The organism is Stutzerimonas stutzeri, from assembly GCF_000590475.1.
GTDB classification, from domain to species: Bacteria; Pseudomonadota; Gammaproteobacteria; order Pseudomonadales; family Pseudomonadaceae; genus Stutzerimonas; species Stutzerimonas stutzeri_D.
On sequence record NZ_CP007441.1, the window covers coordinates 3,932,270 to 3,958,696 of the forward strand.

Here is a 26,427-nt window from a genome sequence, read left to right on the forward strand (position 1 = left end):
CTAGCGCGCAAAGCCGCATCCTGATCCAAGCGGTGAGTTCCGATCTTCGATGCCTTAGTCTGAGGCGCCTCGTGCTATCGCTTGTCTTTCCTCAGCCCAGCCCTTAAGGTTCCCGCGATTTCTAATCCGCCCAGGTGTGCGTGACCGCAAGGTCCGCATTAAACGGGAAGCCGGTGCGCTCGTTGAGCAAGGCCGGCGCTGCCCCCGCAACGGTAATCGACCGTGATCCGCCGGATCACCGCCCCGCTCAACGGCCACTGTGCATCGCATGGGAAGGCGAGCCGGGTGCGTGTCGAAAGCCCGGAGACCGGCCTGGCGGATTCGACTGGTGTTGCGGAGGGCAGCACCGTCAAGCGCGGCTGGCTGTCTCTGTCCTCGCGCTTGTTTCTGCCCTCCTCAAAAGCGCTGATCTTTTGAGGATTCGATTAAAAATGAAGTATTCCCGTCTCGCGCTGTCCGTTGCGCTTATACCAACCGCCTACGTGTTGGCCGATACCGATACCGCCGACGCCGGGTATCAGCTGCCAGGCATGGTCATCACCTCAGCGCGCCAGGCCGAACCGCGCGAGGTAGCGATCGCTGCCAATACTGTATTTACCCGCGACGACATCGAGCGCTTGCAGGCGCGTAGCGTACCGGAGCTCCTTCGGCGCGTACCGGGTGTCAGCATATCCACCGCCGGCGGGCTGCCGTCGCTGTCCGTGCGCGGCACCGGAACGGCGCAAACGCTGGTTCTGCTGGATGGACAGCGCATCGCTTCTTCGACCAGTGGCTTTGCCCGGCTCGATTATCTGGCGATAGACAACATCGATCGCGTGGAGGTTATTCGTGGTCCGCGCTCGGCACTCTACGGCGCAGACGCCGTCGGTGGGGTGATTCAGATATTCACCCGAAGCGGAAAACCAGGCGTGCATCCAGAAATACGGCTGGCAGCCGGAAGCGACCAGACGTTCCAACGCAGCCTCAATCTATCAACCGGCACCGAGCAGACTCGCGTCCACCTTGGTGCCAGTCTCGATGAAACGGCAGGCTTCGATATCACTCGTGATAGCCAGGGCGCCGATAGCGACCACGATGGCCAACGTAATCGCGCGCTACACCTTAAGCTCGATCATGAGCTGAACCGCGACTGGAAAGCCGGCCTTAGCCTCAACGACCAACGAGGCGAGAACGAATACGACGATGCGTACGAATTCGCCCCTGGCACTCCGCAAGACGAGTTCCGCCTCAGCAGCTACAGCGGCTATCTCGACGGTCAGCTGGGCGGACGTTGGAACAGCCGCCTGGAGCTTGGGCGCAGCTTCGACCGCAACAAGGTGGTCGGTGCAGCCAGCGACTGGAACAACGGGCAGCTTGAAACTACGCGCCACTCCGCGGCTTGGGTCAACCGCATCGATCTCGCCGAAGCACAACAGCTCACGCTCGGCAGCGACTGGTACGAAGACCGCCTCGACGCGACCACCGCCTACGAAGAAGACAGCCGCGACAACTTGGCCTTTTTCGCCCAGCACAGCTATCAGGGTGATCGTTTCGGTACTGAACTAGGTCTGCGCCATGATGACAACCAGCAGTTCGGTAGCCAGAACAGCTGGAACGCGGCTTTCAGCTTGCCAGTCGGCGAGTCGCAGCGCTGGATTCTCAGCTACGGCGAAGGCTTCCGTGCGCCTACCTTCTCCGATCTCTACTATCCCGGAGCGGGCAATCCCGACCTAGCACCCGAGACCTCGAAAACGTACGAATTGCAATGGCGCGGCGACTTCGAGCCGACCCGGCTAGAGGTCGCGCTCTATCGCACCGACGTGGAAGACATGATCGCCTGGGATGGCGCTGCCAACCGCCCAGAGAACATCGCCCAGGCGCGCATCAACGGCTTCGAGGCAAGTGTGGCGCGCGAACTGCTCGGATGGCAGGCCAGTCTGGCCCTCAGCCTGATCGACCCACGCGACCGAGATAGTGGCCATACCCTGGCCCGCCGGGCGAAACGTACCCTTAGCCTCGACCTGGATCGCACCTTCAATAGGCTTTCGGCCGGTGCCAGCTGGCATGTTTCGAGCAGCCGTTACGATGACGCAGCCAATTCTCGGCAGCTGTCCGGCTACGGCGTCATTGACTTGCGGGCGGGCTGGCAGAGCCATGCCGAGCTGCGCTGGGACGCCAAGCTCAATAATCTGTTCGATCGCAAATACGCTCTGGCGACCTACGACCGCCCCACCGGCCCGTCCTGGATGGACCCTATGCAGAATTACGGTTATCGCGAAGCCGGCCGCACCGTCCTATTTGCCGTCACTTGGTCGCCTTCCCTATAAGGCTAGCCCCAACGCAGAACCGGACCGGGTGACCGGCCCGGCTCAGCGCTCCGCTCCAGCCATCACCTCACAGAGCTTCCCGATCGCGCCCAGCATCTGGAAGCTCGGCCGTTCCAGGCCCTTGTCCGGCACTTCCCATAGCTGGCCCTTGCGCACTGCTGCGAGTCGCGGCCAAGCTTTCCACTCGGACAGCTGAGCGCCGCTGCCAGCGAGAATCACTTCAGGGTTGCGCGATAGCACAGACTCGATACTGACCTGAGGCGCAGGCAGTTGCAGATCGGCGAACACGTTGCGACCACCGCAGACTTCGATGGCATCGCTGATGATCTGTCGGCCGCCGAGGGTGTACAGCGGGCGATTCCAGATCTGATAGAACACCGTCAGCGGACGCTCGCGATGGTAACGTCGACGTAGTCGATCCAAGCCCTGTTGGAACGCTCGCTCGAGCTCCCTGCCCTGCGCACTCCGCTCAACCCGCTCGCCGATCAGCGCGAACTGTTCGGACAGCTCGGCCAGAGACGTCGGCTGTGCAACCAGCACCGGGATGCCGAATTGCGTTAGTTGCTCACGTTGCGCCTGGCTGATGCTGTCCGGCCTGACTAGTACCAGCGTCGGTTGCAGCGCGAGCAGGCTTTCCATTTCCAGCTGACCGAGCCGCCCCACGGATGGCAAACCGCCCAGTGCAGCTGGCCGCTCGCCGCCGTCGAGGACGCCGACCAGCAGATCGACGGCATCCAGTTCCAGCATGATTTCGCTCAGCGAAGGCGCCAGGCTGATCACCCGCTCCGTTGCCGCAAGCAAAGGCGAAACCAGCAGCGCGACGGCCAGCAGTAGCGCGCGCATCATTGCAGCTGACGCGGAATTCGGTAGAGCAACAGCAGCACCAGACTGCCCGAGACCAGCAACACTTGCGCGACGGGTTCCAGGCCGAGCGGCGCACCGATGGCGGCGAGCCACGCCGGTAGCGCGGCGGTCCGCAAAGCCCGCAGCCGGACGGCGCGCAACGCCGTCCAGGCAGACGCTTCGGCATCACCACCCAGATCTTTTTCGGTAGCAATCAGGGCGTGTTTGTAAGCCGTAAAACGGGGCAAATTGAGAAACAGCGCGGCGAGACCGACGAGAAACAATGGCAGAGCGAGCGGCTCGCCGAAGCGGCCCGCCAGTTGGGGAAGTTGGCTGCTGATGAGCACGGGTACGACCATGAAAAGCAGATACCGCCAGCCTTCGAGCGCCAATTGGCGGCGGGTCGCCGTGCGGTTCACGACTGCTCGGCTTCGCCCTGGTGAATTTCGCCGAGCATATGGCCAAGCTTGCCGGCCTTGGTGGCGAGGTACTTGCGGTTGTGCGGATTGTGCGCGATCTGCAGCGGCATGCGCTCGGCGATGCGAATGCCGAAGCCTTGCAGAGCCTTGACCTTGCGCGGGTTGTTGGTCATCAGCTTGATTTCGGCGATGCCCAGATGCTCGAGCATGGGCAGGCAGATCGCGTAGTCGCGCATGTCGGGGGCGAAGCCGAGGCGCTCATTGGCTTCGACGGTATCGGCACCGCCATCCTGCAATTCGTAGGCGCGGATCTTGTTCAGCAGCCCGATACCGCGACCTTCCTGACGAAGATAGAGCAGCGCACCGCGCCCCTCTTCCGAAATGGCGCGCAGTGCGGCTTCCAGCTGGAAACCACAATCGCAGCGCAAACTGAAAAGGGCATCGCCCGTCAGGCATTCGGAATGCAGACGACCCAATACGGGCTTTCCGTCCGCAACATCGCCCAGCGTCAGTACGACATGTTCCTTGCCAGTATCCTGATCGAGAAAACCATGCATGGTGAACACACCGAACGGCGTCGGCAGTTTGGAAGCGGCGACGAACACGACAGACACCGGAGAAACTCCAGAAGGCGGAAAAGCGGATATTGTAACAGCAGTCCCGCGCCAAGCTGTATCGGAAGATGCCGCGGACCCGGACCGATATGGCTGGATTGGCGAGAACGCCACTAGGCCTAGATTTTCGATTCGAGTTTCAGCACACCCTGATCTTCCCGCCAGCTGACTCGACTGAGAAAGCTCATCCCCAACAACGCATCCGAAGGCGCTCCGCCCTCCACCACTACAGCCTCGACACCGAGCACATCGATGGCACCCACCTTGACGCTATTCAGATGCACTCGCCAAGCCTTGGCCGTGCCGCCAGCGGTGCTGACCACGATTGGCTTACCGTCGACGCGATAATCGATTCCCAGACGTCGCGCCTGGATCTCGTTTATCGCGACCGAGGTAGCCCCTGTATCGACGAGAAACTGCACCGACTGGCCGTTGATGGAGCCGGCTACCCAATAGTGGCCGCCTTGCCCTTGCGCGATACTCAGCTGCCGGCGATCAGGCTCGGCGAACCCGGCGCTCAGTTCGCGGCTCAGCGTATAGCTGCGCTCGACACCCTCGACCCGAAGCACCGCGCCGTTGGAGTCGGCGCTCACCACCTCGACACCACCCGGCCCTACCTGACCGACCCGCACCAGTTTGCGCTGGCCATCGACATTCACCACCGCGGCACCGGGAAACAGACCGACCACCTGTACCCGCGGCGCCGCTGCGACAACAAAGGAAAGGAACGACAGAGAGGCTGCGAACAGCAGAAATACGGAGCGCATCAGGAGCGGCTTCCTTGAAACGGGATAGCTCAGCATTCTTCCATGAGTACCGCCGTCGATACAGCGACCAGACGCACAGCCCGCGCCTCAACCCAGCCCCAGCACCGCCAGGTGCATCAGAGCGCAGGCGGCAAAGCCGGCAAGGATGTCGTCGAGCATGATTCCCAGGCCTCCATGCACATGCCGGTCCACCCAGCTGATCGGCCACGGCTTGAGTATGTCCAGCAGGCGAAACACGACGAATCCGAGCGCCAGCCAGTACCAGCCCGCAGGCACCAGCCAGAAGGTGATCCAGATGCCGGCGAACTCATCCCAGACGATGCCTTCATGGTCATGCACGCCCAGATCCTGCGCGACCTTGCCGCACAACCAGATGCCGAACAGCATGCTAGCGATGATCACCAGACCGTAACCCCACCCCGGCAGCGTCTGCCACAGCGGCACGAACGCCAGGGCCACCAATGAGCCCCAGGTTCCCGGCGCCTTCGGCAGCGTCCCGGAGCCCAGGCCAAACGCCAGGTTGTGCCAAGGGTTGCCCCACACCGATAACGGAATCGGTTCGGCAGGAGTCGGCAGGGAATCGGTCAAACGGCTGTCCTCTTTTATTCTGGCGGCGCTATCCAGCCCGCTCAGCCACTGAAATGGTTGTAGCCTTGATTGGCGAGCGCGATCGCCTGGCCATCGGCATTGCGCAACTGCACACCCGCCCCGACCGCAACGTGCCCGATCACATGAACCGGCCATCCATCGCCCTGCAAGCCTGCCAGCTCGTCGGCCGGCAAGGTAAACGCCAGTAGGTAATCGTCGCCGCCGCTCAGGCCGTATTGCAGGGCCTGATCAGCACCAGCTAACCGCACCAGCGCGTCCGAAAGCGGTAGCGTCTGCTGGTCGATGCACAGCAGGACGCCGGACGCGGCGGCGATATGCCCACAGTCGGCCAGCAGCCCATCGGAGATGTCCAGCGCCGCGCTCGCCTTGCCGCGTAGCGCCTGTCCGAGCGCCAGCTGCGGTTGTGGCAACCAGTAGCGTCTCAGCAACGCCGCCGCGTCCGCCGTCCCCTGCTCGCGCTCGCCCAACACGAACGGCAGCGCACCGGCCGCATCGCCAAGCGCGCCGCCCACACACAGCAGATCGCCCGGCTGTGCGCCACTGCGCAGCAACCCCTGACCCGCCGGCAGCCGACCGAACACCGTCAGCGTCATGCTCAGCGGGCCGCGAGTGGTGTCGCCGCCAATCAGACGCATGGCGCAGCCGGCCGCCATCGTGTCGAGGCCACGTGCGAATTCGGCGAGCCAGCTGGAGTCAGCTTGGGGCAGGGTCAGGGCAAGGGTGAAGCCGATCGGTGTGGCACCCATTCCCGCCAGATCGCTGGTGGAAACCGCGAGCGCACGCTGACCGAGCAAGTAGGGATCACAAGAATCGGGGAAATGGATACCGGCGACCAGCGTGTCGCTGGAAACCGCCAACTGCTCGCCCGCTGGTAACGCCAGCAAGGCGCAATCATCACCGATGCCCAACACGACTTCGCCGCCAGCCCTGGCACAAGCGGCGGCGGCGAAATAGTGGCGGATCAGCTCGAACTCACCCATCAGACCGTGCAAACTCAGCGCTTGTGAGCGCCAACCTCGGCACTGCGCAGGCTGGGCGCCAGCTTGTCCAGCACGCCGTTGACAAACTTGTGACCGTCAGTGGCGCCGAACACCTTGGCCAGCTCGATGCCTTCGTTGATCACCACCCGGTACGGCACGTCGATGCGGTGCATCAGCTCAAAGGTCGACAGACGCAGAACAGCCAATTCCACGGGATCGAGCTCTTCGAGCGGGCGATCGAGATGCGGCACGATGGCGCCGTCGACTTCAGTTTTGGCTCGGGCCACGCCGGTTAGCAGCTCATGGAAGTAGGTGCCGTCGACACCGGAGAAATCATTGTCGACGCGAAACTGCGCCTCGATTTCGTTCAGGCTCTGGCCCGCCATGTGCCACTGATACAGCGCCTGCATCGCCAGGCTGCGGGCTACACGGCGCGTCGCGATCTTGCCCTTGGCCTTGGGCTGCGGGGCGTCCTGGCTATCGTCGTGATTAAGGCTCACTTGGCCTCCAGCTGCGCCAGCAGGCTCACCATTTCCAGAGCGGAAAGTGCGGCTTCGGCGCCCTTGTTACCGGCCTTGGTGCCGGAACGCTCGATGGCCTGTTCGATGGAGTCGACGGTCAGTACGCCAAAAGCGACCGGCACCCCAAATTCCATGGACACCTGCGACAGGCCCTTGGTGCACTCACCTGCGACGTACTCGAAATGCGGCGTGCCGCCACGAATGACCGCGCCGAGGGCGACGATGGCGTCGTATTCGCCTTGCTGCGCGACTTTTTGCGCCACCAGCGGGATTTCGAAGGCACCCGGCGCGCGGATGATGGTGATGGCGTCTTCCGGGATACCGTGGCGCAGCAGCGCGTCAACGGCACCGCTTACCAGGCTCTCAACAACGAAGCTGTTGAAGCGGCCAACGACCAGGGCGAACTTGCCTTGCGGGGCGATGAAGGTACCTTCGATGGTCTTCAGTGTCATGGAAACAATCTCATATAGCGTTAAAGAGCTTGTGGGCAAAGGCGGCCCGGCGAATCAGCGCGTAGCGAGCGCAGGATAGACAAGGCGAAAACAGGTGAGGCTGCGATGCTTCCAGTTCAGAAGCATCGGCTGTTAATGAGCAAGCCTCGCCTGTTATCAACTCGGTATGTCCAAGCGCAGTAGCACGGCAGCCTTACTCAGCGGGCAGGTATTCTACAACTTCCAGGTCGAAGCCGGATATTGCATTGAACTTCATCGGCGAACTCATCAGGCGCATCTTGCGCACGCCGAGGTCACGAAGAATCTGCGAACCGGCGCCCACCGTGCTGTAGGTCGCCGGGCTCGGCGATTGCTGCCGATTGAGCTGGGCCAGCAACTGCGGCCCGGTCAGCGGATTGCCCAGAAGCAGCACCACGCCGCTGCCGGCCTTGGCCACTTCGCTCATCGCGGCGCGCAGGCTCCAGCGTCCCGGCACGGTGACCAGCAGCAGATCACGCAACGGCTCCATATTGTGCACGCGCACCAGAGTGGGATTTTCTGGCGATATGTCGCCGCGGGTCAGCGCCATGTGCACGGTGTCCTCAACCTCGTCGCGGTAGGTCACCAGCTTGAACTGACCCAGTTCGGTTTCCAGCGGCTGCTCGGACACCCGCTCGACGGTGCGCTCGTGGATCATCCGATAATGGATCAGGTCGGCGATGGTGCCGATCTTCAGCCCGTGCTGCTCGGCGAACAGCTCCAGCTCAGGGCGACGCGCCATGGTGCCGTCGTCGTTCATGATTTCGCAGATCACCCCCGACGGTTCGAAACCGGCCATTCGCGCCAGGTCGCACGCCGCTTCGGTGTGCCCGGCACGCGCCAGCACGCCGCCCGGTTGCGCCATCAGCGGGAAGATGTGCCCCGGGCTGACGATGTCTTCAGCCACGGCATGCTTCGCCACGGCGGCTTGCACGGTGCGGGCGCGGTCGGCGGCGGAGATGCCGGTCGTCACGCCCTCGGCCGCTTCGATGGATACGGTGAACTTGGTGCCGAAACCCGAACCATTGCGGGGCGCCATCAGCGGCAGCTGCAGGGTCTCGCAGCGCTCACGGGTCATCGGCATGCAGATCAGGCCTCGAGCGAAACGGGCCATGAAGTTGATGTGCTCGGCGGTCACGCACTCCGAGGCGACGATGATGTCGCCCTCGTTCTCGCGGTCCTCGTCATCCATGAGGATGACCATCTTGCCAGCGCGGATGTCTTCGATCAGTTCTTCAGCGGTGTTCAGAGCCATGGTGCCCGATCCTTCTAATTAACGAGCCCGGTTCAGATAGCCGTTTTCGGCCAGGAAGCTTTCGGTCAGGCCCGAGGCATTGGGCTCGGCGGCCTTGTCGCCCATCAGCAGGCGCTCGAGGTAGCGCGCCAACAGATCCACTTCCAGATTCACCTTCCGCCCGGTGCGGTAGTCGACCATGATGGTTTCGGCCAGCGTATGCGGGACGATAGTGAGCTCGAACTCGGCACCGTTCACGGAATTGACCGTGAGGCTGGTGCCATCGACCGTGATCGAGCCCTTGAGCGCGATGTACTTGGCCAGCTCGCGCGGCGCACGGATACGGAACTGCACCGCGCGGGCGTTTTCCTCGCGCGCCACCACCTCGCCGACGCCATCGACGTGACCGCTGACCAGATGCCCGCCGAGACGACTGGTCGGTGTCAGTGCCTTTTCCAGGTTCACCCGGCTGCCAGTCTTTAGATCGACGAAAGCGGTACGCGCCAGCGTCTCGCGGCTGACATCGGCCCAGAAGCCGTTGCCCGGCAGCTCGACGGCGGTCAGGCAGACGCCGTTGACCGCAATGCTGTCGCCAAGCTTGACGTCAGCCAGGTCCAGCTTCCCGGTTTCGACCAGCACCCGGACGTCACCGCCCTTGGGCGTCATGGCACCGATGGTGCCGATGGATTCGATTATTCCTGTGAACATGTGGCCTCCCAAGGAAGGCTGTTGAAACGATGCATATGACGAACTCCTGTTTTAGACAAAACAGGGCGTTGCAGATCGATAGGGAGTAGACGCGCGCACGAACGGCGCCCGTCGAGGCATCCCGCTCTCTCTCATCCGGACTATACCGTCGGCCCCGGAATCACACCGGGTCTGCTGACCTTGTCGAAGACAAGCGCTCGCGGGCTAGACGCCAATTGAAAGCTACTGCGCGCAGGCCATGCTGCGTTGTAATCCTCCTCGAAATGCTCATTTACCGCAGTCTTGTTTACTGCCGTAAAGCTCGCCTTCTCGTCGAATCACGCCTTGCCTGACCTGCGCTCGCTACGCTTTCAGCTTTTTGGCTGTGTCATTACCGCCGGTGGGGAATCTCACCCCGCCCTGAGAACGTGGGCCGTGTTAAGGCCCGGCGCAGTTTTTACCACAGATGCGCCCGCTCTGCAGCCTGCAAACGATTGCGACACAACGGAAATAGTCACTGGGCGAGCCATCGGCAGCAGTCCGTTCCAACATTTTTGAGCACTACGTGAAACTCCCGTTTCGCTTGTTTGTCCATAGGCATCGCTGCGCCTCTCCGGCGGGACACCGCCCGAGGAGACGACAGGAAAGACGATCAGGATGGAACGTCGCTCCTGCATTGCGCGTAATGATGCGCCGCGCCAGGGAAACTCGCATTCGGAAGATCCCGCGCATCAGGCCGCGATAAGGAACACGCTCCGGTCCCTTTTATGCAGGTGCCGAGAGATGGAAATGCCAGGACCTACCATTTTGCAGGAGCCGGCTGCGCAATGGGCGGCCGAGATCGATTCAAACGGCTTCGCTGTGCTGCAAAACTACCTCTCGCCCGAGATGCTCGAACAGGGCCGCGCCTTCATCGAGCAACAGGCGACGAGCCATGGCGGCGAATATTTCGCGATCCATGGCATCGAAGCACTGGGCGGCAGCATCGTTGCGGCGCTGGCGCTTTCCCCGCCATTCAAGGAGATGTTGACAGGCTTGTATCGACTCCAGACCGGCCGGGAGCCAGCCGCAATGGAGCAGATATTCCCGGTGATCCGCTGCCTCCAGGGCCGCAGCGGTCTCAAGCAGTCGCACTTCTACCACTTCGATGCCACGGCGGTTACAGCCCTGCTCCCCTTGTTCATCCCGACCGAGGGCGAACACTGTGGCGATCTGATGATTTTTCCAAACCTTCGGCCCGTGCGCTTCAACGCCCTGCGCAACGTGATCGAGAAGGCGCTGTTGCATAACACGGCAAGCAAGAAGCTGGTGGCGTTCGCCGTCAGGCGCGGTTGGTTACGGCCGATCCGGCTCAAGCTGGTACCGGGCAATCTCTACCTGTTTTGGGGATACCGCAGCCTGCACGCCAACGATCAATGCGACCCCGCCATGCTGCGCGCCACTGCGCTGTTCCACTTCGGCAATCCACATCACGACAGCCCGCTTGCACGGCTGTTACTGGGCTCCAACAAGCGCCGCGCCAGCCTGGATCACAATGGGTTGAAGCCGGTGAATTGAGGGGCATGACGTAATACCGGTCATGCCCTCGGCGCAGGTCAGCCAGACGGATGAGCAATGATCCGCCAGTCATCGCCGACCGCGCGGATATCAACGATCCTGAGCTCGCGCGCTTCGCTCATGCGCGCCAGCGGTAGCTCCAGCAGCGGACGCGCCGAGGAGCCGAGAAACTTGGCGGCAACAAAGATCTGGTATTCGTCGATCAAGCCCCGCGCGGCAAACGCTCCGACGAGGCGAGGACCGGCTTCGAGCAGCACTTCGTTGGCGCCGCGGCTGGCGAGTTCGCGCAACAGGCGGTGCAGATCGACCCGCCCGTCGCCGTTCGCCAGTTCCACTACCTCATGGCCAGCGGCGCGGTGCTGCTCGGCGCGTCCGATCGCTGCCGTAGCCACCAGTGCTGGGCTGGCCTGAAAAAACGGCGCGTCCAGTGGCACACGCAGCCGGCCATCGACCAGCACCCGCAGCGGTGGGCGCTGCATCGCCAGCGAGCTCAGTTCCTCATCCAGCCCAAGCTCGGCGGCACGCACCGTCAGCCGTGCGTTGTCCATCAGCACGGTATCGGCGCCGGTCAGCACCATGCTGGACTGCGCACGCAGACGCTGCACCTCGGCCCGAGCCGCCGGACCGGTGATCCACTGGCTTTCGCCGCTGGCCATGGCGGTCCGACCATCCAAACTCATCGCCAGTTTCGCCCGTAGATAAGGCAACCCGGTTTCCATGCGCTTGATAAAGCCGCGATTGAGTTCGAACGCTTCGGTCTCCAGCACTCCGCTGGCGACTTCGATCCCTGCGCTGCGCAGACGCGCCAAACCGCGACCGGCCACCTGCGGATTAGGATCCTGCATGGCAGCAACCACGCGCCCTACGCCTGCGTTGACCAGTGCAGCGGCACAAGGCGGCGTACGCCCGTGATGACTGCACGGCTCAAGCGTGACGTAAGCGGTGGCGCCGCGGGCACGCTCGCCAGCCTGGCGCAAGGCATGCACCTCGGCATGCGGCTCGCCGGCTCGCACATGCCAGCCCTCGCCGATCAGTTCACTGTTCTTTACGATCACGCAGCCGACACGTGGATTGGGATGCGTCGAATACAACCCCTTGCGCGCCAGCTGCAGGGCTCGGGCCATCCAGGCGTGATCGGCGGCAGTCATTCTTTCGCGGGTTCGCGAGACAGGCGTTCGATTTCCTCGCGGAATTCGTTGAGGTCCTGGAAGCGGCGGTAGACCGAAGCGAAGCGGATATAGGCAACCTCGTCGAGTTTCTGCAGCTCGACCATCACCAGCTCACCGAGTACCCGCGACTTGATTTCCCGCTCGCCAGTGGCCCGCAGCCGATGCTTGATATGGGCGATGGCCTCTTCCAGGCGTTCGACACTCACCGGGCGCTTTTCCAGTGCGCGCTGCATGCCGGCACGCAGCTTTTCCTCATCGAACGGCTGGCGGCTGCCGTCCTGTTTGATCAGCCGCGGCATAACCAGCTCGGCGGTTTCGAAGGTGGTGAAACGTTCGCCGCAGGCGAGGCACTCGCGGCGGCGGCGCACCTGATCGCCCTCGGCCACAAGGCGCGAATCGATGACTTTGGTGTCATGTGCACCACAGAAGGGACAATGCATGGTTTAGAGCTGTCAGACGTCGGGAGAGCCATGGTAGCGCATCCCGTCGGCAAGACAAATCGAGCGGTTTGTTGCTATACAGGCGCGCATTACTGCCAGATTTCGGAGCCGTTCGTGCCGTTACGTCCTTTTGTTCTGCCCGTTCTACTAGTGGTGGTGTTGGTGGGTTGTTCGAGCCAGCAATCCCAGCGCCCCTCGGCGCCCGTCACCTTCGAGGATCCGCCCGCGGCCGTGACACCGCTGCACGAGCTGCATGGCAGTCTAATCGGCGTCCCAGCCGACAGCGAAGTCGAGCTGGCGCTGCTGGAAGTCAACCGTCGCGACCAGCCCGATCGCCTGTTGAGCAGCGTGCAACTCAAAGGCCGAGGTAATGAGCTGCCGTTCATCCTCAAATTCAACGCCGAAAAGTTTCCAAAAGATCAGCAGGTCGAGCTGCGTGGTCGAGTGACCCGCTCCGGTCAGCTGATCATGCGCTTGCCTGCTGTGCAGGTCAGCAGCCCGGCCAGCCAGTCCCTCGGCCCGTTGCGACTGGTACCGGCGCCTTGATCCCGCCGGCTGCATTACAAGCGGCGCTGGCCGACCTGCTTGGCGATGCCCGTCTGAGCATCGAGACGCTGCCCGATACCGACATTCGTCTGTGGCTGATCGATGCGGCAAACATGGACCGCGCCTTCAGCCCGGAGGAAACCCGGCGGATTCTCGAAGAGCCGCCCTATTGGTGCTTCTGCTGGGCCAGCGGCCTGGTACTGGCGCGCTGGCTTGCCGAGCATCCGGAATGGGTGCGCGGCAAGCGGGTACTGGATTTCGGCTCGGGCTCGGGCGTCGCCGCCATCGCCGCGGCGAAGGCCGGCGCACTGGAAGTAGTGGCCTGCGACCTCGATCCGCTGGCGCTGGCGGCCTGCCGCGCCAACGCGGCGCTCAACGGTGTGCAGTTGAGCTATTCAGCTGATTTCTTCGCCGAAGCGGATCGCTACGACCTGATCATCGTCGCCGATGTGCTCTACGATCGCGCCAACCTGCCGCTGCTCGATCAATTCCTCAGCCGTGGCCGCCAGGCGCTGGTCGCCGACTCGCGGGTGCGCGATTTTCAGCATGCGCTGTACGGCCGCCTGGCGATTCTGGATGCCTGCACCTGGCCGGATCTGGCCGAGCCAGCGGAATTCCGTCGGGTCAGTCTTTACCAGGCCAGTCGCCACGCCGAGGCTGAATCCCTGGCTGCCGGCTGAGGTCTATCGCAGATAGCTGGCGTAGCGTCGCTGCAGCATGAGCCGAGCCCCAGAGGAGGCCATCATGTCCACAGAGAAACCCCTGCGTCTGTTCTTCGCCCTGTCCTGCCCGTCTCCGCTGGCGGAGACCATCTGTAGCTGGCGCGACAGCCAGAACCTCGGCGGTCGTCCCGTGGCGCAGGCCAACCTGCACCTCACACTGGCATTTCTGGGTAGCCAGCCGACCGCGAAGCTGGAAGGGCTGAAGCAGCTCGGAGACCACCTGCGCGCTGACCCCTTCACGCTAAGGCTGGATCGGTTGCAGACGATCGGCCACGGTTTCGTCTCCCTGATTCCAAGCCAGGTCCCTCCACCATTGAGCCAACTGGTCGAACAGCTGCATGCCGGTCTGTCCGCTCACGGTTTCGCGCTCGACTCGCGGCCGTTCCTGCCGCACATGACGCTGTCGCGCGAGCCCCAGGCGCAGCCAGACGGGGCACCGCCCAGCTTCAAATGGCAGGTGGAGCACTTCGGCCTCTTCCTGTCCGAAAACACCGAGCATGGCGTGCGCTACCGCGAGCTGGAGAACTGGCCATTGACGGCGCCGGGCGGCTGAACCGCGACGCGCGCCACTTGCTTCCGCTTCGGCGCGCCCCCACTTAACATGCACGCCTCATTTCGCATGCGCCCATTCCGAGAACCCCGATGAGCCAGACTCCCTACATCTTCGACGTCAGCAGCGCCAACTTCGAGCAGCTGGTGCTGGAAAACTCTTTCCACAAGCCGGTGCTGGTGGACTTCTGGGCCGAGTGGTGCGCGCCATGCAAGGCGTTGATGCCGCTGTTGGCAAAGATCACCGAGGAATACCAAGGTGAGCTGTTGCTGGCGAAGGTCAACTGCGACATTGAGCAGGACGTCGTGGCCCGCTTCGGCGTGCGCAGCCTGCCTACCGTAGTACTGTTCAAGGACGGCCAGCCCGTCGATGGTTTCGCCGGTGCCCAACCGGAATCAGCGATTCGCGCCATGCTCGAACCGCACGTAGCCGCGCCCGCCGCCCCCGAGGCCGATCTGCTGGAAACCGCCCAGGCGCTGTTTGCCGAAGGGCGCATTGGCGAGGCGGAAAACTTGCTCAAGCAGTTGCTGGCCGAGGACAACGAGAACGCCGCGGGTCTGATCCTCTATGCCCGCTGCCTGGCCGAACGCGGCGAACTGGCCGAGGCCGAAACGGTGCTCGACGCCGTCAAAGGTGACGCCCACAAGCAGGCGCTGGCTGGCGCCCGCGCGCAGCTGACCTTCCTGCGTCAGGCCAATGACTTGCCGGAAGTCGCCGATCTCAAGAGCCGCCTGGCGCAAAACGCCGAGGACGACGAAGCGGCTTATCAACTGGCCATCCAGCAACTGGCGCGGCAGCAGCACGACGCGGCACTGGACGGTCTGCTGAAGCTGTTCGTGCGCAACCGCGGCTACGCCGAAGGCCTGCCGCACAAGACGCTGCTGCAGGTATTCGATCTGCTGGGCAGCGACCACCCGCTGGTCACCACCTATCGGCGCAAGCTGTACCAGGCCCTGTATTGAGCCCAGCAGAAAGGGCACCCGCCTTGAGCCGGGAAAAACTCAAGCCAAGCAATACCAAGCCCCCGCGGATCTGCTTCTCGTAGGCGGCGCGATTCGCGGCGGGTGGGTCCGGAATGACACTGGAGCAATGCCACTCCCGCGGGCGGATGCTGTTTCCCGCTCACTGGCCCGCCAGCATCTCGCGCAACTGCAAACAATCGCGGGCATGTAGATCGGTCAGTTCCGGCCATGGATTAACCGGCACATTGACCAGCACGCCACGCGCACCGGCCGCCTTGGCGCATTCCAGGTCAAAGCGATAGTCGCCCACCATCACCAGCTCGCTCGGCTCGACGGACCATCTGTCCGCCAGATGCAGCAGACCGCCGGGATCGGGCTTGGGCGGGGCTTCATCGCGGCCGAGGATATCTTCGCTGGCGAAATACTCGCCCAGTCCCACCGCCTGCAGGGTCACCAGCGCCAGTTCGTGGGCGTTGCGCGTCAGCACGCCGAGCCGGCAGCCCCGGTCGCACAGTTCCTCCACCAGCTCGCGAGCGCCCGGTGCCGGCGTGGCTGCGTAGGCCAGTTCACGTTCGTGTTCCAGCAACCAGGCGCGCTTGCCTGCAGCCTCATCGGCCGGCAGCGCAACAAGGTGGTGAAGGATGTCGTCGTCTTCCGGGATGTCCAGCGCCCGCTTGATCGCCGAGAAGTCATGCACGGCGATAGTCAGCGTACCGTCCATGTCGAACACCCAGTGCCGTACGCCGGCCAGATTCATTTCCAATCCTCACGTACCCGAATCAGCCCCTCCTGAGCCACCGAGGCGACCAGCTCACCGGCACGATTGAAGATACTACCGCGGGCGAAACCGCGGGCATTGCCGGACCAGGGACTATCCATGGCATACAGCAACCACTCGTCCGCACGCACTTCCCGGTGGAACCAGATGGCATGGTCGAGGCTCGCCAGTTGGATGAACTTGCTCCAGGAACTCACACCATGGGGTTGCAGTGCGGTGCCGATGAAGCTGAAATCCGAGGCATAGGCGACCAGATATTTGTGCAGTGCGGGGTTGTCCGGCAGCGAGCCATCGGCGCGAAACCAGATGTGCCGAATCGGCTCGATCGGTTGCGGGTTGATTGGATCCTGCAGCGTCACGGGACGAATCTCGATGGGCTTGGGCCGGCGCAGCTTCTCTGCCATGCGCTCGGGAACCAGCGGTGTCAGCTTATGCATCAGTTCCCATTCGCTGAGAAGGTTTTCCGGCCCGGCCACCTCGGGCATTGGTAACTGATGAGCGTAGCCGGTCTCGTCCGCCTGAAACGAGGCGCTGCAGGTAAAGATGGTCTGGCCTTTCTGAATCGCACTGACGCGACGGGTACTGAAGCTGCCGCCATCACGCACCCGGTCGACGTCATAGACCACAGGCTGATGGGAGTCGCCGGGGCGCAGGAAATAGCCGTGCATGGAATGCACATGGCGCTCCGGCGTCACGGTCTGGCTCGCAGCGGACAACGCCTGACCAACCACCTGGCCGCCGAACAGCTGCGGAAAACCCAGGTCCTGGCTGGCGCCGCGAAAAAGGTTTTCCTCGATTCGTTCCAGCGACAGCAGGTTGACGAGCGTGTCTAGGGTGTCGGTCATGGCGGTGTTCCTATGGCTATGCGGGCACGGGGCAAGCGCGCAATGTTACGTATTTCACCGGATTCGCTCCAGCAATTGGACTTATCGTCGGGCATCGTTCCAGTTTTCCCGCGTTATCCGATACAACACGTGAGCACGCAACGGATGACCTTCGGCTACGTCTGGATGCTCAAAGTCATGCTGCGCTTCGTGTTGCATGCCCAGTGCGCTCATCAACTGCCTGGACGGCTCGTTGATCGCGGCGGTGTACGCCACCACCTCCTGTAGCTGCAGGCGCTCGAACGCGCAGGCCAGCGACGCTTGCGCCGCTTCCCGCCCCAGCCCCTGTCGCCATTGGTCGCGGACGAGTCGCCAGGCAATCTCTACGGCTGGGCAAAATGGCAAGTCCAGACGGCTCCAGGCCAGCCCTGTCAGGCCAATGAAGCGCCCGTCGTCCTTGCGCTCCAGCGCCCAGAAGCCGAAACCGTGCCGGGCGAAATGCATCCGGCAGCGCGCCATCGCCGCGGCGCAGTCATCACGCGAGAGCAACGCCGGGAAATAGCGCATCACCCGTGGATCGGCGCACATCTCGGTCAGGGGATCGAGATCGTCGTCCCGCCAGCCGCGCAGCCGCAGACGTAGGGAGTCCAGTTCAAGACGCGTCATCGCTTCTTCCATGCTGTTCCTTGAGAGGGTCGTTGCCTAATAGGCATACTTTCGGCAGACCATTCGGGCGCCGATCTATGTTCCTGCCGCTGATATTTCATGATGATTACAGCCCGCCGCTGCCGCCTGGGCATCGCTTCCCCATGGAGAAGTTCCGACTGCTGCGCGATCATCTTGTCGCCAGCGGTCTGACCACGGACGAGGCGCTATTGCGCCCCGAGCTCTGCCCGACCGACCTGCTTGCGCTCGCGCACGATCGCGCATATGTCGAGCGTTACTGCAGCGGCGACATGAGTCACGAGGAACTGCGCCGCCTGGGTCTACCCTGGAGCCCGCCGTTGGCGCAACGCACCGTGCGCGCGGTCGGCGGCTCGCTACTCGCCGCGGAGCTGGCATTGCAGCACGGGCTGGCTTGTCATCTGGCGGGCGGCACCCACCACGCCCATCGTGACCACGCCTCGGGCTTTTGCATCTTCAACGACCTGGCGGTGATCGCCCTCTCGCTACTGGAGAGCGGCCGCGTTGGCCGCGTGCTGATCTTCGATTGCGACGTGCACCAGGGCGACGGCACCGCGCGGATTCTCGAGCACACGGCCGACGCGGTGACGGTATCGCTGCATTGCGAGAAGAACTTTCCGACACGCAAGGCCCGCAGCGACTGGGATATCGGGCTGCCGCCGGGCCTTGCCGACACGCAATACCTCAAGGCGGTCGACGACGCGCTCAACTACCTGTTACCGCTGTATCAGCCGGATCTGGTGATCTACGACGCCGGCGTCGACGTTCATCGCGACGATGCGCTGGGCTTGCTCGACCTCACTGACGAAGGGCTGGCGATGCGAGACAGCGCGGTGATCGAGCATTGCCTGGGCCGGGATATTCCGGTAGTCGGCGTGATCGGTGGCGGCTACGACAAGGATCGAGCGCTGTTGGCCCGTCGGCACGCGCAGCTGCACTTCAGCGCCGCCGAAGCCTGGCGCCGCCACGGATTGGGTTGAGAGGCGTGGCATGAATCCGCTACGGCCTGACCACGCCACAGAAATGACCCGCGTCTGGGTCAGCCGCTACAATGCCCGCCCCGCAACTGCCGGCTGCAACCATGCCTCTTGCTGAATCTCGCGTCGCCATCATCGGCGGCGGCCCTGCCGGACTGATGGCCGCCGAAGTCCTGAGCCAGGCCGGCGTCACGGTCGACCTGTACGACGCCATGCCCTCGGTTGGTCGCAAGTTCCTGTTGGCCGGCGTAGGCGGAATGAACATCACCCATTCCGAAGCCTTCGAGCCCTTCGTTGCTCGCTACCGCGAACGCGCGCCGGAGCTGCGCGCCCTGCTCGAGGCCCTTACCCCCGATGCGCTGCGCGAATGGATTCACGGCCTGGGGATCGACACCTTCGTCGGCAGTTCGGGGCGCGTTTTCCCATCGGACATGAAGGCCGCCCCGCTGTTGCGCGCCTGGCTGCGGCGTCTACGCGACACCGGTGTGCGAATTCACACACGTCACCGCTGGCTCGGCTGGCACAGCGACGGCAGCCTTCATCTGCACGGCCCGGACGGCGACCTGCACGTCAGCGCCGATGCGGTCTTGCTGGCTCTGGGCGGAGGCAGTTGGGCGCGACTGGGCTCCGATGGTGCCTGGATGCCGCTGCTGCACGATCGTGGTATCGACGTCGCGCCCCTGCGGCCGGCCAACTGCGGTTTCGAGGTGGCCGGCTGGAGCCAGCACCTGCAGGAAAAATTCGCCGGCGCGCCGCTGAAGACGGTCAGCCTCGGGCTGACCGACGGCGTACCGCGCAAGGGTGAGCTCGTCGTCACCGCTACGGGTATCGAAGGCAGCCTGATCTATGCGCTGTCCGCCGAGATCCGTCAGGCCATCGAGCTCAATGGCCAGGCCACCGTATTGCTGGACCTGCTGCCCGATCATCCGCTGGAAAGAATTGCTCAGGCGCTGGCCAAGCCCCGAGGCTCGCAATCCATGGCCAAGCATCTCAAACGTCAGCTTGGCCTCGATGGTGTCAAGGCCGGCCTGCTGCGCGAGTTGACCCGTGCCGAGGCGTTCCAGGACACCGCCGCGCTCGCCGCGGCGATCAAGGCGTTACCGATCACGCTGCTGCGGCCGCGGCCGTTGGACGAAGCCATCAGCAGCGCCGGTGGCGTTCCGTTCGAAGTGCTGAACGATGGCCTGATGCTACGCCAGCTGCCCGGCGTGTTCTGCGCCGGCGAAATGCTCGACTGGGAAGCACCGACTGGCGGTTATCTACTGACCGCCTGCTTTGCCAGCGGCCGTGCGGCGGCGGCAGGCATGCTTCGCTGGCTACAGGGCTGACATCCGCCTGATAGAACCGCGACCGCAATGCACAGCGATCGAGCCGATAGTCATAGATGCCTGAACAGCGCCACGCTAATCACCCCGGCCGCGATCGCAGGCAAGGGCTTCTTGACCAGCAGCATCGTCGCGGCTGTGACCAAAAAAGCCAGCCGTGCGCCGTTGTCTCCATTGACGGCCATGGGTGTCAGCAACGCCACCAGCACCGAGCCAGACATGGCGCCGATGAATTGTTCGGTTCTGTGGCTGATGGGCACAAACGACATGACAAACACACCGCCCCAGCGAGTCACCAAGGTCACCACCGCCATGATCAGGATGATGATCAGCGCGCCGGACTCCGCCGTCTCTATCATCATTTTTTCTTCTCCATCCACAGCGCGCCCAATATCCCGCCAGCCAGCGCGCCAGCCACCACGTGGCTATTGGTGGGTAGGTACCAGTACGCCAACATCGATGCGCATCCAGCCACTATCCAGATAACGGTCATGCGCAGGTTTTTCTTCCCGCCGACAACCATCGCCAGAAGGAAACATCCCATGACCATGTCCAGCCCCCAACTGACCGGATCGTGGATGGCACTGCCGAAATACAGACCCAGCCAGGTACCCAGCACCCAGAACGTCCAGAGCGCAAGGCCGCCGCCGAACAGAATGCCCAATCCCGGCTTCCCGCGACTGAACGCTTGCATGGACATGGCCCAGTTGGCATCCGAGACGACGAACATCACGGCATAGCGCTTCAGCGGCGGTAGATGACGCAGCCAGGGGTACAGGGTCGCCCCCATCAATAAATGCCGAGCGTTGACGGCAAACACGGTCACTATCAGTGGAACGACGGGCACATGCGTCCCCCAGAGCTCCAGCGATGCGAACTGCGAGGCGCCGGCAAAGACCAGGCTGCTCATAATGATGATGGAATGGTCATCCAGCCCCGCCTGCGTTGCAGCGAGGCCGAAGGCCAACCCAAATACGATGACAAACAGCGAAATGGGCGTCAGCTGCTTGAACCCGGCCCATACGTCATGACGACTGAGCCGTTGAAGTTCTGCATCGGTACTTGCCAAAAGGCACCTCGCTTGTTGCCATTTCAGAGGGTGCAGCGGAGCGTATCGGCACCACTGTGTAACAGAAGTCTTCCAAACGACAACTATCAGCTAGCGTTCGACATTCATCCAGGCTGGCACGATCGTTGTGGCTGCAGCAGAGCACCCAATCGATCGAGCCGCATAATTAGGCGGGGGGCGATCAGGTTTTCGCTAGCGTTTCTTTGCCGGCTTGGCCCCGCCCAGACTTGGCACCTTGCGGATCGGCTTGGCGTTGGGCTTTTCGCTTTCATCGAACCAGTTACCCAGATGGATGCGGCCTTTGCCGGTGGCGGTCTTGGGTTTCTTCGGTTTCTTCGGCTTCTTGATGATCTGGCCGCCGGGTTGGGTGGTCGGCACCCGGTGATCGGGAACGAAACCCGGCTCGTCATGGCGCGGCAGGACCTGTTGAATCAGCGTTTCGATGGCGGCGAGCTGATCGACTTCATCGGCAGCGACCAGCGACACTGCCTCACCTGTCGCGCCGGCACGGCCGGTACGGCCGATGCGGTGCACGTAGTCTTCGGCGACGATCGGCAGGTCGAAGTTGACCACCTGCGGCAAGTCATGAATATCCAGTCCGCGCGCGGCGACGTCGGTGGCTACCAGCACCTGCACCTCGCCCGCCTTGAAGCGCTCCAGCGCGCGTAACCGCGAGGCCTGTGGTTTGTCGCCATGGATGGCGTCGCTGCCGATGCCCTCGGTCTGCAGCTCGTCCACCAGCTGATCGACGCCCTTGCGTGTCTTGACGAACACCAGCACCTGCCCCCAACGCTTTTCCGCCAGCAGGTGCAGGAACAGCTCGGACTTGCGCTTCTTGTCCACCGGCACCAGCCACTGCTTGACCGTCTTCGCGGCGGCATTGCGCGGGCTGACTTCGATGGACAGCGGGTCGCGCAGCAGCTCGCCCGCCATCTGCCGGATCGCATCGGAGAAGGTCGCGGAAAACAACAGGGTCTGGCGCTTCTTCGGCAAAGCGCTGAACAGCGCGTCCAATTCCTCCGAGAAGCCAAGGTCGAGCATACGGTCAGCCTCGTCCAGCACCAGGGTCTGCACCTGGCTGAACTTCACCGCGTTCTGTCGATACAGATCGAGCAACCGCCCCGGCGTCGCCACCAGCACGTCGATGCCTTTGCGCAGAGCCATCATCTGCGGGTTGAGGCTGACCCCGCCGTAAACCGCATAGCTGCGCAGCGGCAAGTTCTGGCCGTAGGCGCGGAAGCTCTCATGCACCTGCTCGGCCAGCTCTCGGGTGGGCACCAGCACCAGGGCGCGAATCGAGTTGCTCGCCACTTGCGGCCCTTCATGCAGTAACCGTTGCAGCAGCGGCAAGGCGAAACCGGCGGTCTTGCCGGTGCCGGTCTGCGCCGCGGCCATCAGGTCACGGCCCTTGAGCACGGCCGGAATGGCCTTGGCCTGAATCGGCGTCGGCTGGGTGTAGTCGAGGGATTCGAGGGTGCGCAGCAGCGGATCGATCAGGCCCAGGGAGGCGAAGGTCATGGCGAAAACCGGGAGTACGAAAACGAGGTGCGCAGTTTACTCGGAATGGAAGCTGGAAGCTGGAAGCTGGAAGCTGGAAGCTGGAAGCTGGAAGCCAAGCGTAGGGTGGATGTCGCTTTCTACATCCACCGCAACATTGCTCGCCGGGTCGGCAAAGCGTGACTGACCGAGAGCCGCTTCGGGTGAGACCGGCGAATGTAACACCGGCACAGTGTCGCTTTCGGTTCTATACCGCTAACCGCCACCTCTAACGCAACAGCAGCTTGCCCTCGATAGGCACGTAACGGCTGGCGGCACGAATCAGCGAGTTGGCCGTCAGGCCGGGCGCACCATAGACCGTCGCCTCGGCGCCACCGGCGCGCACGCGGTCGAGCAGCAGGTCGAAGTCACCATCGCCGGAGGCCAGCACCACCTCGTCGACATGCCCGGCGGTGTCCAGCACATCGATGGTGATTCCGACGTCCCAGTCGCCCTTGGCGGAGCCGTCGCTGCGCTGGATGTAGGGCTTGAGCCGCACCGTGAAGCCCAGGTTACGCAGGATCTGCTGAAACTGCTGCTGCTTGGGATCGCCCCGATCGATGGCATAGGCGTAGGCCTCGACAATCTCGCCACGGGCGCTGACCTCGGCCCACAGCGCGGCGTAGTTGAAATGGCAGCCATGGGCCTGGCGCACCGTGTAGTAGAGGTTCTGCACATCGGCAAACAAGGCGATTTTCTTCACGCGGCGACCCGAACGGTGAAAGGGCTGACCAGTATGGACGGCAATACAGCACATGTCGCCGCCCGCTTCCTTGGGCTAAAGTGCGCGCCTGTTTCTCCGAGAGTTGTCCCGACCGCGATGAATGTCCTGTCCATCCTCCGTGATGCTTGGTTCTTCTACTCCCGTAACCTGGCATCCATCGCGCGGCTCTGCCTGCCACTGATCGCACTGGAGAGTTGCACCCGTTTAGCCGTCGAGCATCTGTTCGGCAAGAATGTCGTGCCAGCGCAGGAATTGCTGGTTGGCATGATCTTCTACCCGCTCTATATCGGCGCACTGATCCTGTTCCTCGATGCCCGCAGCCGCGGATATTCGCCAGCGCTGCGCGAGGTACTGGCTCGCGCACTGCCGTTATGGCCGTCGCTGGCAGTGCTGACGGGGCTCGGCACCCTGCTGATCATGCTTGGCGCGTCGCTGTTCGTACTGCCGGGGCTCTGGGTGATGACCAAGATCGCCTTCGCCGAATACCTGCTGGTCCTGCGTGGCCTGAGCCCGTTGGCTGCGCTGAAAGAAAGCTTCCGGCAGACCCGCGGCCACTTTTTCCTCGTGCTCGGCTGCATCCTCGCCGTGCTGCTACCGCTGTGGCTTCTGGAAGCCTGGCTCGCCGCGCAATTTGGAACCAGCGAGGCGTCACCCAGCCTGCTGGCCGTGCTGGTCGATAGCGCTGTCGGTCTGCTGCAACTGCTGGCAACCGTGGTGCTGTTTCGCTGTTTCATGCTCTGCAGCGAGCCGGCTATCGGCCTCGACGAGAGAGGTTGACCGTCAGGGCGGCGGCGAGCCCTCCGCCGGGCTAGGCTTGGTGGTTCCATCCATCCGAGCGCTCCGCCATGGCCGACCAGAACCCCAGCATCCTGTCCCACGTATCCCTCGGCAGTAACCGTTTCGAGCAAGCCGCAGGTTTCTATGACCAAGTCCTGGCGACCCTGGGCTGCAAGCGCATCATGGCCCACCCGGGGGCAATCGCCTGGGGCCGCGAGTACCCGGAATTCTGGCTGCAAGCGCCTATCGATGGCCAAACGGCAACTGTCGGCAACGGAACGCACGTCGGTTTCTTCGCGGCGAGCAAGGCGTCAGTCGATGCCTTTCATCGCGCCGCCCTGGGCGCTGGTGCAATGGACGAAGGCGCACCGGGGCCACGGGAAGAGTATGGCGAGCCTTACTATGGCTGCTTCGTGCGCGATCTCGATGGTCACAAGATCGAAGCCGCCTTCTGGGACATGACGTTGATGCAGTGACTGTACAGCAGCGCCTTGATCGCCTAGCCGGTGCCGGTTGACGCCCGGGCACCGGCCAGCCGCGGCAGCAGCAACTGCTCGAACAACCGCGGGAAGCAGCGCGCCACCAGCCGCGCGCGCCAGTCCAGATTGGACAACACCAACAGCCGGCGCCGTCTCAGCGCTCCCTGATAGATCGACTCGGCGACATCCTGCGGCGATGCCACGCGCCCCACGGCCAGCGCCGGCTGCGGTGCGGTGGATCCATCGCCGACCAGCACGTTCTTGCGCAGATCGGTCGCGGTATAACCGGGACACACCAGCATCACGTTGACGCCGGTGTCGACCAACTCGCTGCGCAAGGTTTCGAACAGGCCATGCAGCGCATGCTTGCTGGCGTTGTAAGCGCCTCGGTCAGGCACCGGCGCGTACTGCGAAAGGGAGCTGAGCACGATGATCTGACCATCGCGCGCAATCAGGCTCGGCAGCGCGGCCTGGGTGCAGTGCAGCGCCCCATAGAAGTTGACTGCCATGATCCGCTCGAACACCGCCAGGCTGGTTTCGGCGACGCGGCTACGGTGAGTAATACCCGCATTGTTGATCAGCACGTCGATGCCGCCGAAGCGTTCCACCACCAGCGCAACGGCCTGCTGCACCGCCTCCGCATCCGAAACATCGCAGCGCAGGCCCAGGGCATCGGCGTTGTGATGATCGACCAGGTGCTGCACCAGACCATCGATCGCGTTCTGATCGAGATCGAAAATCACCACTCGCGCACCGGCCTGAGCCATCCGCTCGGTCAGGGCGCGACCTATCCCCGCGCAGCCCCCGGTGATCAGCACCACCTTGCGATCGAATACTTTGCTGGCGAAAACCTTGCGATACATGAACCACTCCACCTGAGCCTGATCGAGCACCACAACCTGCCGGCCATGGCGCCATTCATGCTTTAAGCATAGTCGGCCCGTCACCGGTTCGCGGCTGCGCGAACGAGCGACACCGGGCGACTCGCGTAGTCGTGCCATTCTGGACAGTGAAGCCACTCGCCGCCATGCTTGGGCGGTGCAACCACAAGGGGCAGTGAATTACCTTGAAGCCTTTACTCTGGATGTCTTTTGCAGCAGCTTTGGCAGGTCCTTGCTTCGCCGCGTCCGGGCCTGAGTCGCCACGAACCCTGACCGTTGGCTACTACGACTTTCCGCCGGCCATCTACACCGATGCGCAGAGCCGGCCGCAGGGGCCAGTGGTGGGCCTGACGCGCAAGGTGCTCGAGCGCGCCGGCTTTCATGCGAGGTTCCGCGGGCTGCCGAGCGCACGCCTGTATGCGGCCCTGAAGGACGGCACCGTCGATGTCTGGCCCGGCGCACCAGGCAAACCGGAGCTGCTGACCGATACGCTCGAAGGGCGCGAAACCCTCGCGCAGATCAGTCTCAATCTTTATCACCGGCCCGACACCCCGCCACCCGATGTCCCCCAAAGCCTTGCTGGGCGCGGTGTCATCGTCATCGGCGGCTATAACTACTGGCCTGCGGTGAATCAGATGCTGCACGACCCGCAGTTGGACATTCGCCTACACCGCGCCAGCAACCACGCCTCGGCGCTGGAGATGCTGCAGCATCGTCGCGCCGACTATCTGCTCGATTATCAGATTCCAGTTAATCAGCTGTTGCAACGCCTCGGCCTGCCGGCGCTGCCCTACGAGACAATCCACCAGATGCCGATTCGCTTCATCGTCTCGCGCCATGCCGATAACAGCCGAAATATCATCAATGCACTGGATCGAGCCTATGCCGAGATGGCGGCGGCCGGTGAAGACATGAGCCTGCCGGAATAAAGCGCGGCGAGCCCAGCCTGTTGCGCTCCGCCAAGGCTCGATACGCAC

General features: G+C 63.2%; 31 protein-coding genes and 1 riboswitch. Of the genes, 11 read left to right on the forward strand and 20 right to left on the reverse strand.

What is annotated here, in order from left to right:
- The first annotated feature begins 114 nt into the window (after positions 1 to 114).
- A riboswitch (cobalamin riboswitch) is annotated at positions 115 to 330 on the forward strand.
- 101 nt (positions 331 to 431) lie between these two features.
- Positions 432 to 2,306: a TonB-dependent receptor domain-containing protein gene (locus CH92_RS17890; RefSeq protein ID WP_025243131.1), complete on the forward strand. Its 1,875-nt coding sequence runs from the start codon at positions 432 to 434 to the stop codon at positions 2,304 to 2,306.
- 42 nt (positions 2,307 to 2,348) lie between these two features.
- On the opposite strand, the gene CH92_RS17895 is transcribed toward CH92_RS17890, so the two are convergent.
- The 10 genes from CH92_RS17895 to CH92_RS17940 all read right to left on the reverse strand — a co-directional run bounded on the left by CH92_RS17895 (position 2,349) and on the right by CH92_RS17940 (position 9,471).
- On the reverse strand, positions 2,349 to 3,149 hold the full coding sequence (locus CH92_RS17895; protein WP_025243132.1) for a cobalamin-binding protein: 801 nt from the start codon (positions 3,147 to 3,149) through the stop codon (positions 2,349 to 2,351).
- Positions 3,149 to 3,568, reverse strand: coding sequence for a hypothetical protein (locus CH92_RS17900; protein WP_025243133.1), 420 nt, complete (start codon positions 3,566 to 3,568; stop codon positions 3,149 to 3,151). Before CH92_RS17900 ends, CH92_RS17895 begins: the two co-directional genes overlap by 1 nt.
- On the reverse strand, positions 3,565 to 4,182 hold the full coding sequence (gene ribA / locus CH92_RS17905) for a GTP cyclohydrolase II (protein ID WP_025243134.1): 618 nt from the start codon (positions 4,180 to 4,182) through the stop codon (positions 3,565 to 3,567). Before ribA ends, CH92_RS17900 begins: the two co-directional genes overlap by 4 nt.
- A 119-nt stretch (positions 4,183 to 4,301) precedes the next feature.
- Complete coding sequence (locus CH92_RS17910; RefSeq protein ID WP_025243135.1) at positions 4,302 to 4,949, reverse strand: retropepsin-like aspartic protease family protein; 648 nt, start codon at positions 4,947 to 4,949, stop codon at positions 4,302 to 4,304.
- Between the two features lie 87 nt (positions 4,950 to 5,036).
- Complete coding sequence (locus tag CH92_RS17915; protein ID WP_038623109.1) at positions 5,037 to 5,537, reverse strand: phosphatidylglycerophosphatase A family protein; 501 nt, start codon at positions 5,535 to 5,537, stop codon at positions 5,037 to 5,039.
- Between the two features lie 41 nt (positions 5,538 to 5,578).
- Positions 5,579 to 6,541: a thiamine-phosphate kinase gene (gene thiL / locus CH92_RS17920; RefSeq protein WP_025243136.1), complete on the reverse strand. Its 963-nt coding sequence runs from the start codon at positions 6,539 to 6,541 to the stop codon at positions 5,579 to 5,581.
- Positions 6,542 to 6,552: 11 nt separating this feature from the next.
- Positions 6,553 to 7,038 (reverse strand): transcription antitermination factor NusB, encoded by a 486-nt coding sequence (gene nusB, locus CH92_RS17925; protein ID WP_025243137.1) that lies wholly within the window; start codon positions 7,036 to 7,038, stop codon positions 6,553 to 6,555.
- Positions 7,035 to 7,511: a 6,7-dimethyl-8-ribityllumazine synthase gene (ribE, locus tag CH92_RS17930; protein WP_025243138.1), complete on the reverse strand. Its 477-nt coding sequence runs from the start codon at positions 7,509 to 7,511 to the stop codon at positions 7,035 to 7,037. The genes nusB and ribE overlap by 4 nt, the downstream gene beginning before the upstream one ends.
- A 193-nt stretch (positions 7,512 to 7,704) precedes the next feature.
- On the reverse strand, positions 7,705 to 8,784 hold the full coding sequence (gene ribBA, locus CH92_RS17935; RefSeq protein WP_025243139.1) for a bifunctional 3,4-dihydroxy-2-butanone-4-phosphate synthase/GTP cyclohydrolase II: 1,080 nt from the start codon (positions 8,782 to 8,784) through the stop codon (positions 7,705 to 7,707).
- An 18-nt stretch (positions 8,785 to 8,802) separates the two neighbouring features.
- A complete protein-coding gene (locus CH92_RS17940) occupies positions 8,803 to 9,471 on the reverse strand; it encodes a riboflavin synthase (protein ID WP_025243140.1) in 669 nt (222 codons plus the stop codon).
- 768 nt (positions 9,472 to 10,239) lie between these two features.
- On the opposite strand from CH92_RS17940, the gene CH92_RS17945 reads away from it, so the two are divergent.
- A complete protein-coding gene (locus CH92_RS17945) occupies positions 10,240 to 11,007 on the forward strand; it encodes a hypothetical protein (protein ID WP_051517614.1) in 768 nt (255 codons plus the stop codon).
- A 38-nt stretch (positions 11,008 to 11,045) separates the two neighbouring features.
- Here the strand turns inward: CH92_RS17945 and ribD are convergent, their stop codons facing one another.
- Both ribD and nrdR read right to left on the reverse strand, forming a co-directional pair.
- On the reverse strand, positions 11,046 to 12,155 hold the full coding sequence (gene ribD / locus CH92_RS17950; RefSeq protein WP_025243142.1) for a bifunctional diaminohydroxyphosphoribosylaminopyrimidine deaminase/5-amino-6-(5-phosphoribosylamino)uracil reductase RibD: 1,110 nt from the start codon (positions 12,153 to 12,155) through the stop codon (positions 11,046 to 11,048).
- A complete protein-coding gene (gene nrdR / locus CH92_RS17955) occupies positions 12,152 to 12,616 on the reverse strand; it encodes a transcriptional regulator NrdR (protein ID WP_025243143.1) in 465 nt (154 codons plus the stop codon). The genes ribD and nrdR overlap by 4 nt, the downstream gene beginning before the upstream one ends.
- 114 nt (positions 12,617 to 12,730) lie before the next feature.
- Here nrdR and CH92_RS17960 point away from each other — a divergent pair, with 114 nt between their 5' ends.
- The 4 genes from CH92_RS17960 (at position 12,731) to trxA (ending at position 15,396) form a co-directional block, all read left to right on the forward strand.
- Entirely contained in the window at positions 12,731 to 13,162 is a 432-nt protein-coding gene (locus tag CH92_RS17960; protein WP_025243144.1) for a YbaY family lipoprotein, read from the forward strand.
- Positions 13,159 to 13,842, forward strand: coding sequence for a class I SAM-dependent methyltransferase (locus CH92_RS17965; protein WP_025243145.1), 684 nt, complete (start codon positions 13,159 to 13,161; stop codon positions 13,840 to 13,842). Before CH92_RS17960 ends, CH92_RS17965 begins: the two co-directional genes overlap by 4 nt.
- 64 nt (positions 13,843 to 13,906) lie before the next feature.
- The gene (gene thpR / locus CH92_RS17970) at positions 13,907 to 14,437 is read left to right on the forward strand and encodes an RNA 2',3'-cyclic phosphodiesterase (RefSeq protein ID WP_025243146.1); all 531 of its coding nucleotides are present in this window, start codon (positions 13,907 to 13,909) and stop codon (positions 14,435 to 14,437) included.
- A gap of 89 nt (positions 14,438 to 14,526) precedes the next feature.
- Positions 14,527 to 15,396, forward strand: coding sequence for a thioredoxin (gene trxA / locus CH92_RS17975; RefSeq protein ID WP_025243147.1), 870 nt, complete (start codon positions 14,527 to 14,529; stop codon positions 15,394 to 15,396).
- A gap of 160 nt (positions 15,397 to 15,556) precedes the next feature.
- Here the strand turns inward: trxA and CH92_RS17980 are convergent, their stop codons facing one another.
- The 3 genes from CH92_RS17980 to CH92_RS17990 all read right to left on the reverse strand — a co-directional run bounded on the left by CH92_RS17980 (position 15,557) and on the right by CH92_RS17990 (position 17,664).
- Positions 15,557 to 16,153 carry an HAD family hydrolase gene (locus tag CH92_RS17980; protein WP_025243148.1) on the reverse strand — a complete coding sequence of 199 codons (597 nt, stop codon included), beginning with the start codon at positions 16,151 to 16,153 and terminating at the stop codon, positions 15,557 to 15,559.
- Positions 16,150 to 17,019: an acyl-CoA thioesterase II gene (gene tesB, locus CH92_RS17985; RefSeq protein ID WP_025243149.1), complete on the reverse strand. Its 870-nt coding sequence runs from the start codon at positions 17,017 to 17,019 to the stop codon at positions 16,150 to 16,152. The genes CH92_RS17980 and tesB overlap by 4 nt, the downstream gene beginning before the upstream one ends.
- An 81-nt stretch (positions 17,020 to 17,100) precedes the next feature.
- Entirely contained in the window at positions 17,101 to 17,664 is a 564-nt protein-coding gene (locus CH92_RS17990) for a GNAT family N-acetyltransferase (RefSeq protein WP_162163109.1), read from the reverse strand.
- Between the two features lie 77 nt (positions 17,665 to 17,741).
- Here CH92_RS17990 and CH92_RS17995 point away from each other — a divergent pair, with 77 nt between their 5' ends.
- Together CH92_RS17995 and CH92_RS18000 are read left to right on the forward strand one after the other, a co-directional pair.
- Entirely contained in the window at positions 17,742 to 18,662 is a 921-nt protein-coding gene (locus tag CH92_RS17995; protein ID WP_025243151.1) for a histone deacetylase family protein, read from the forward strand.
- Positions 18,663 to 18,733: 71 nt separating this feature from the next.
- Positions 18,734 to 19,987 carry a TIGR03862 family flavoprotein gene (locus tag CH92_RS18000; RefSeq protein WP_025243152.1) on the forward strand — a complete coding sequence of 418 codons (1,254 nt, stop codon included), beginning with the start codon at positions 18,734 to 18,736 and terminating at the stop codon, positions 19,985 to 19,987.
- Positions 19,988 to 20,037: 50 nt separating this feature from the next.
- On the opposite strand, the gene CH92_RS18005 is transcribed toward CH92_RS18000, so the two are convergent.
- The 4 genes from CH92_RS18005 to CH92_RS18020 form a co-directional block, all read right to left on the reverse strand.
- Positions 20,038 to 20,346, reverse strand: coding sequence for an AzlD family protein (locus CH92_RS18005; protein WP_025243153.1), 309 nt, complete (start codon positions 20,344 to 20,346; stop codon positions 20,038 to 20,040).
- Positions 20,343 to 21,053, reverse strand: a complete 711-nt coding sequence (locus CH92_RS18010) for an AzlC family ABC transporter permease (RefSeq protein ID WP_025243154.1) — start codon at positions 21,051 to 21,053, stop codon at positions 20,343 to 20,345. Before CH92_RS18010 ends, CH92_RS18005 begins: the two co-directional genes overlap by 4 nt.
- Before the next feature lie 192 nt (positions 21,054 to 21,245).
- Positions 21,246 to 22,571 carry a DEAD/DEAH box helicase gene (locus tag CH92_RS18015; protein ID WP_025243155.1) on the reverse strand — a complete coding sequence of 442 codons (1,326 nt, stop codon included), beginning with the start codon at positions 22,569 to 22,571 and terminating at the stop codon, positions 21,246 to 21,248.
- A 247-nt stretch (positions 22,572 to 22,818) separates the two neighbouring features.
- Positions 22,819 to 23,292: an NYN domain-containing protein gene (locus CH92_RS18020; RefSeq protein WP_025243156.1), complete on the reverse strand. Its 474-nt coding sequence runs from the start codon at positions 23,290 to 23,292 to the stop codon at positions 22,819 to 22,821.
- A gap of 117 nt (positions 23,293 to 23,409) precedes the next feature.
- Between CH92_RS18020 and CH92_RS18025 the strand changes: the two genes are divergently transcribed.
- Complete coding sequence (locus CH92_RS18025) at positions 23,410 to 24,090, forward strand: YciC family protein (RefSeq protein WP_025243157.1); 681 nt, start codon at positions 23,410 to 23,412, stop codon at positions 24,088 to 24,090.
- A 68-nt stretch (positions 24,091 to 24,158) separates the two neighbouring features.
- Positions 24,159 to 24,566: a VOC family protein gene (locus CH92_RS18030; protein ID WP_038623112.1), complete on the forward strand. Its 408-nt coding sequence runs from the start codon at positions 24,159 to 24,161 to the stop codon at positions 24,564 to 24,566.
- A 23-nt stretch (positions 24,567 to 24,589) separates the two neighbouring features.
- On the opposite strand, the gene CH92_RS18035 is transcribed toward CH92_RS18030, so the two are convergent.
- Entirely contained in the window at positions 24,590 to 25,432 is an 843-nt protein-coding gene (locus tag CH92_RS18035; RefSeq protein WP_025243158.1) for an SDR family oxidoreductase, read from the reverse strand.
- A gap of 239 nt (positions 25,433 to 25,671) precedes the next feature.
- Here CH92_RS18035 and CH92_RS18040 point away from each other — a divergent pair, with 239 nt between their 5' ends.
- Positions 25,672 to 26,379 carry a substrate-binding periplasmic protein gene (locus CH92_RS18040; protein ID WP_235206168.1) on the forward strand — a complete coding sequence of 236 codons (708 nt, stop codon included), beginning with the start codon at positions 25,672 to 25,674 and terminating at the stop codon, positions 26,377 to 26,379.
- The last annotated feature ends 48 nt before the right edge of the window (positions 26,380 to 26,427 follow it).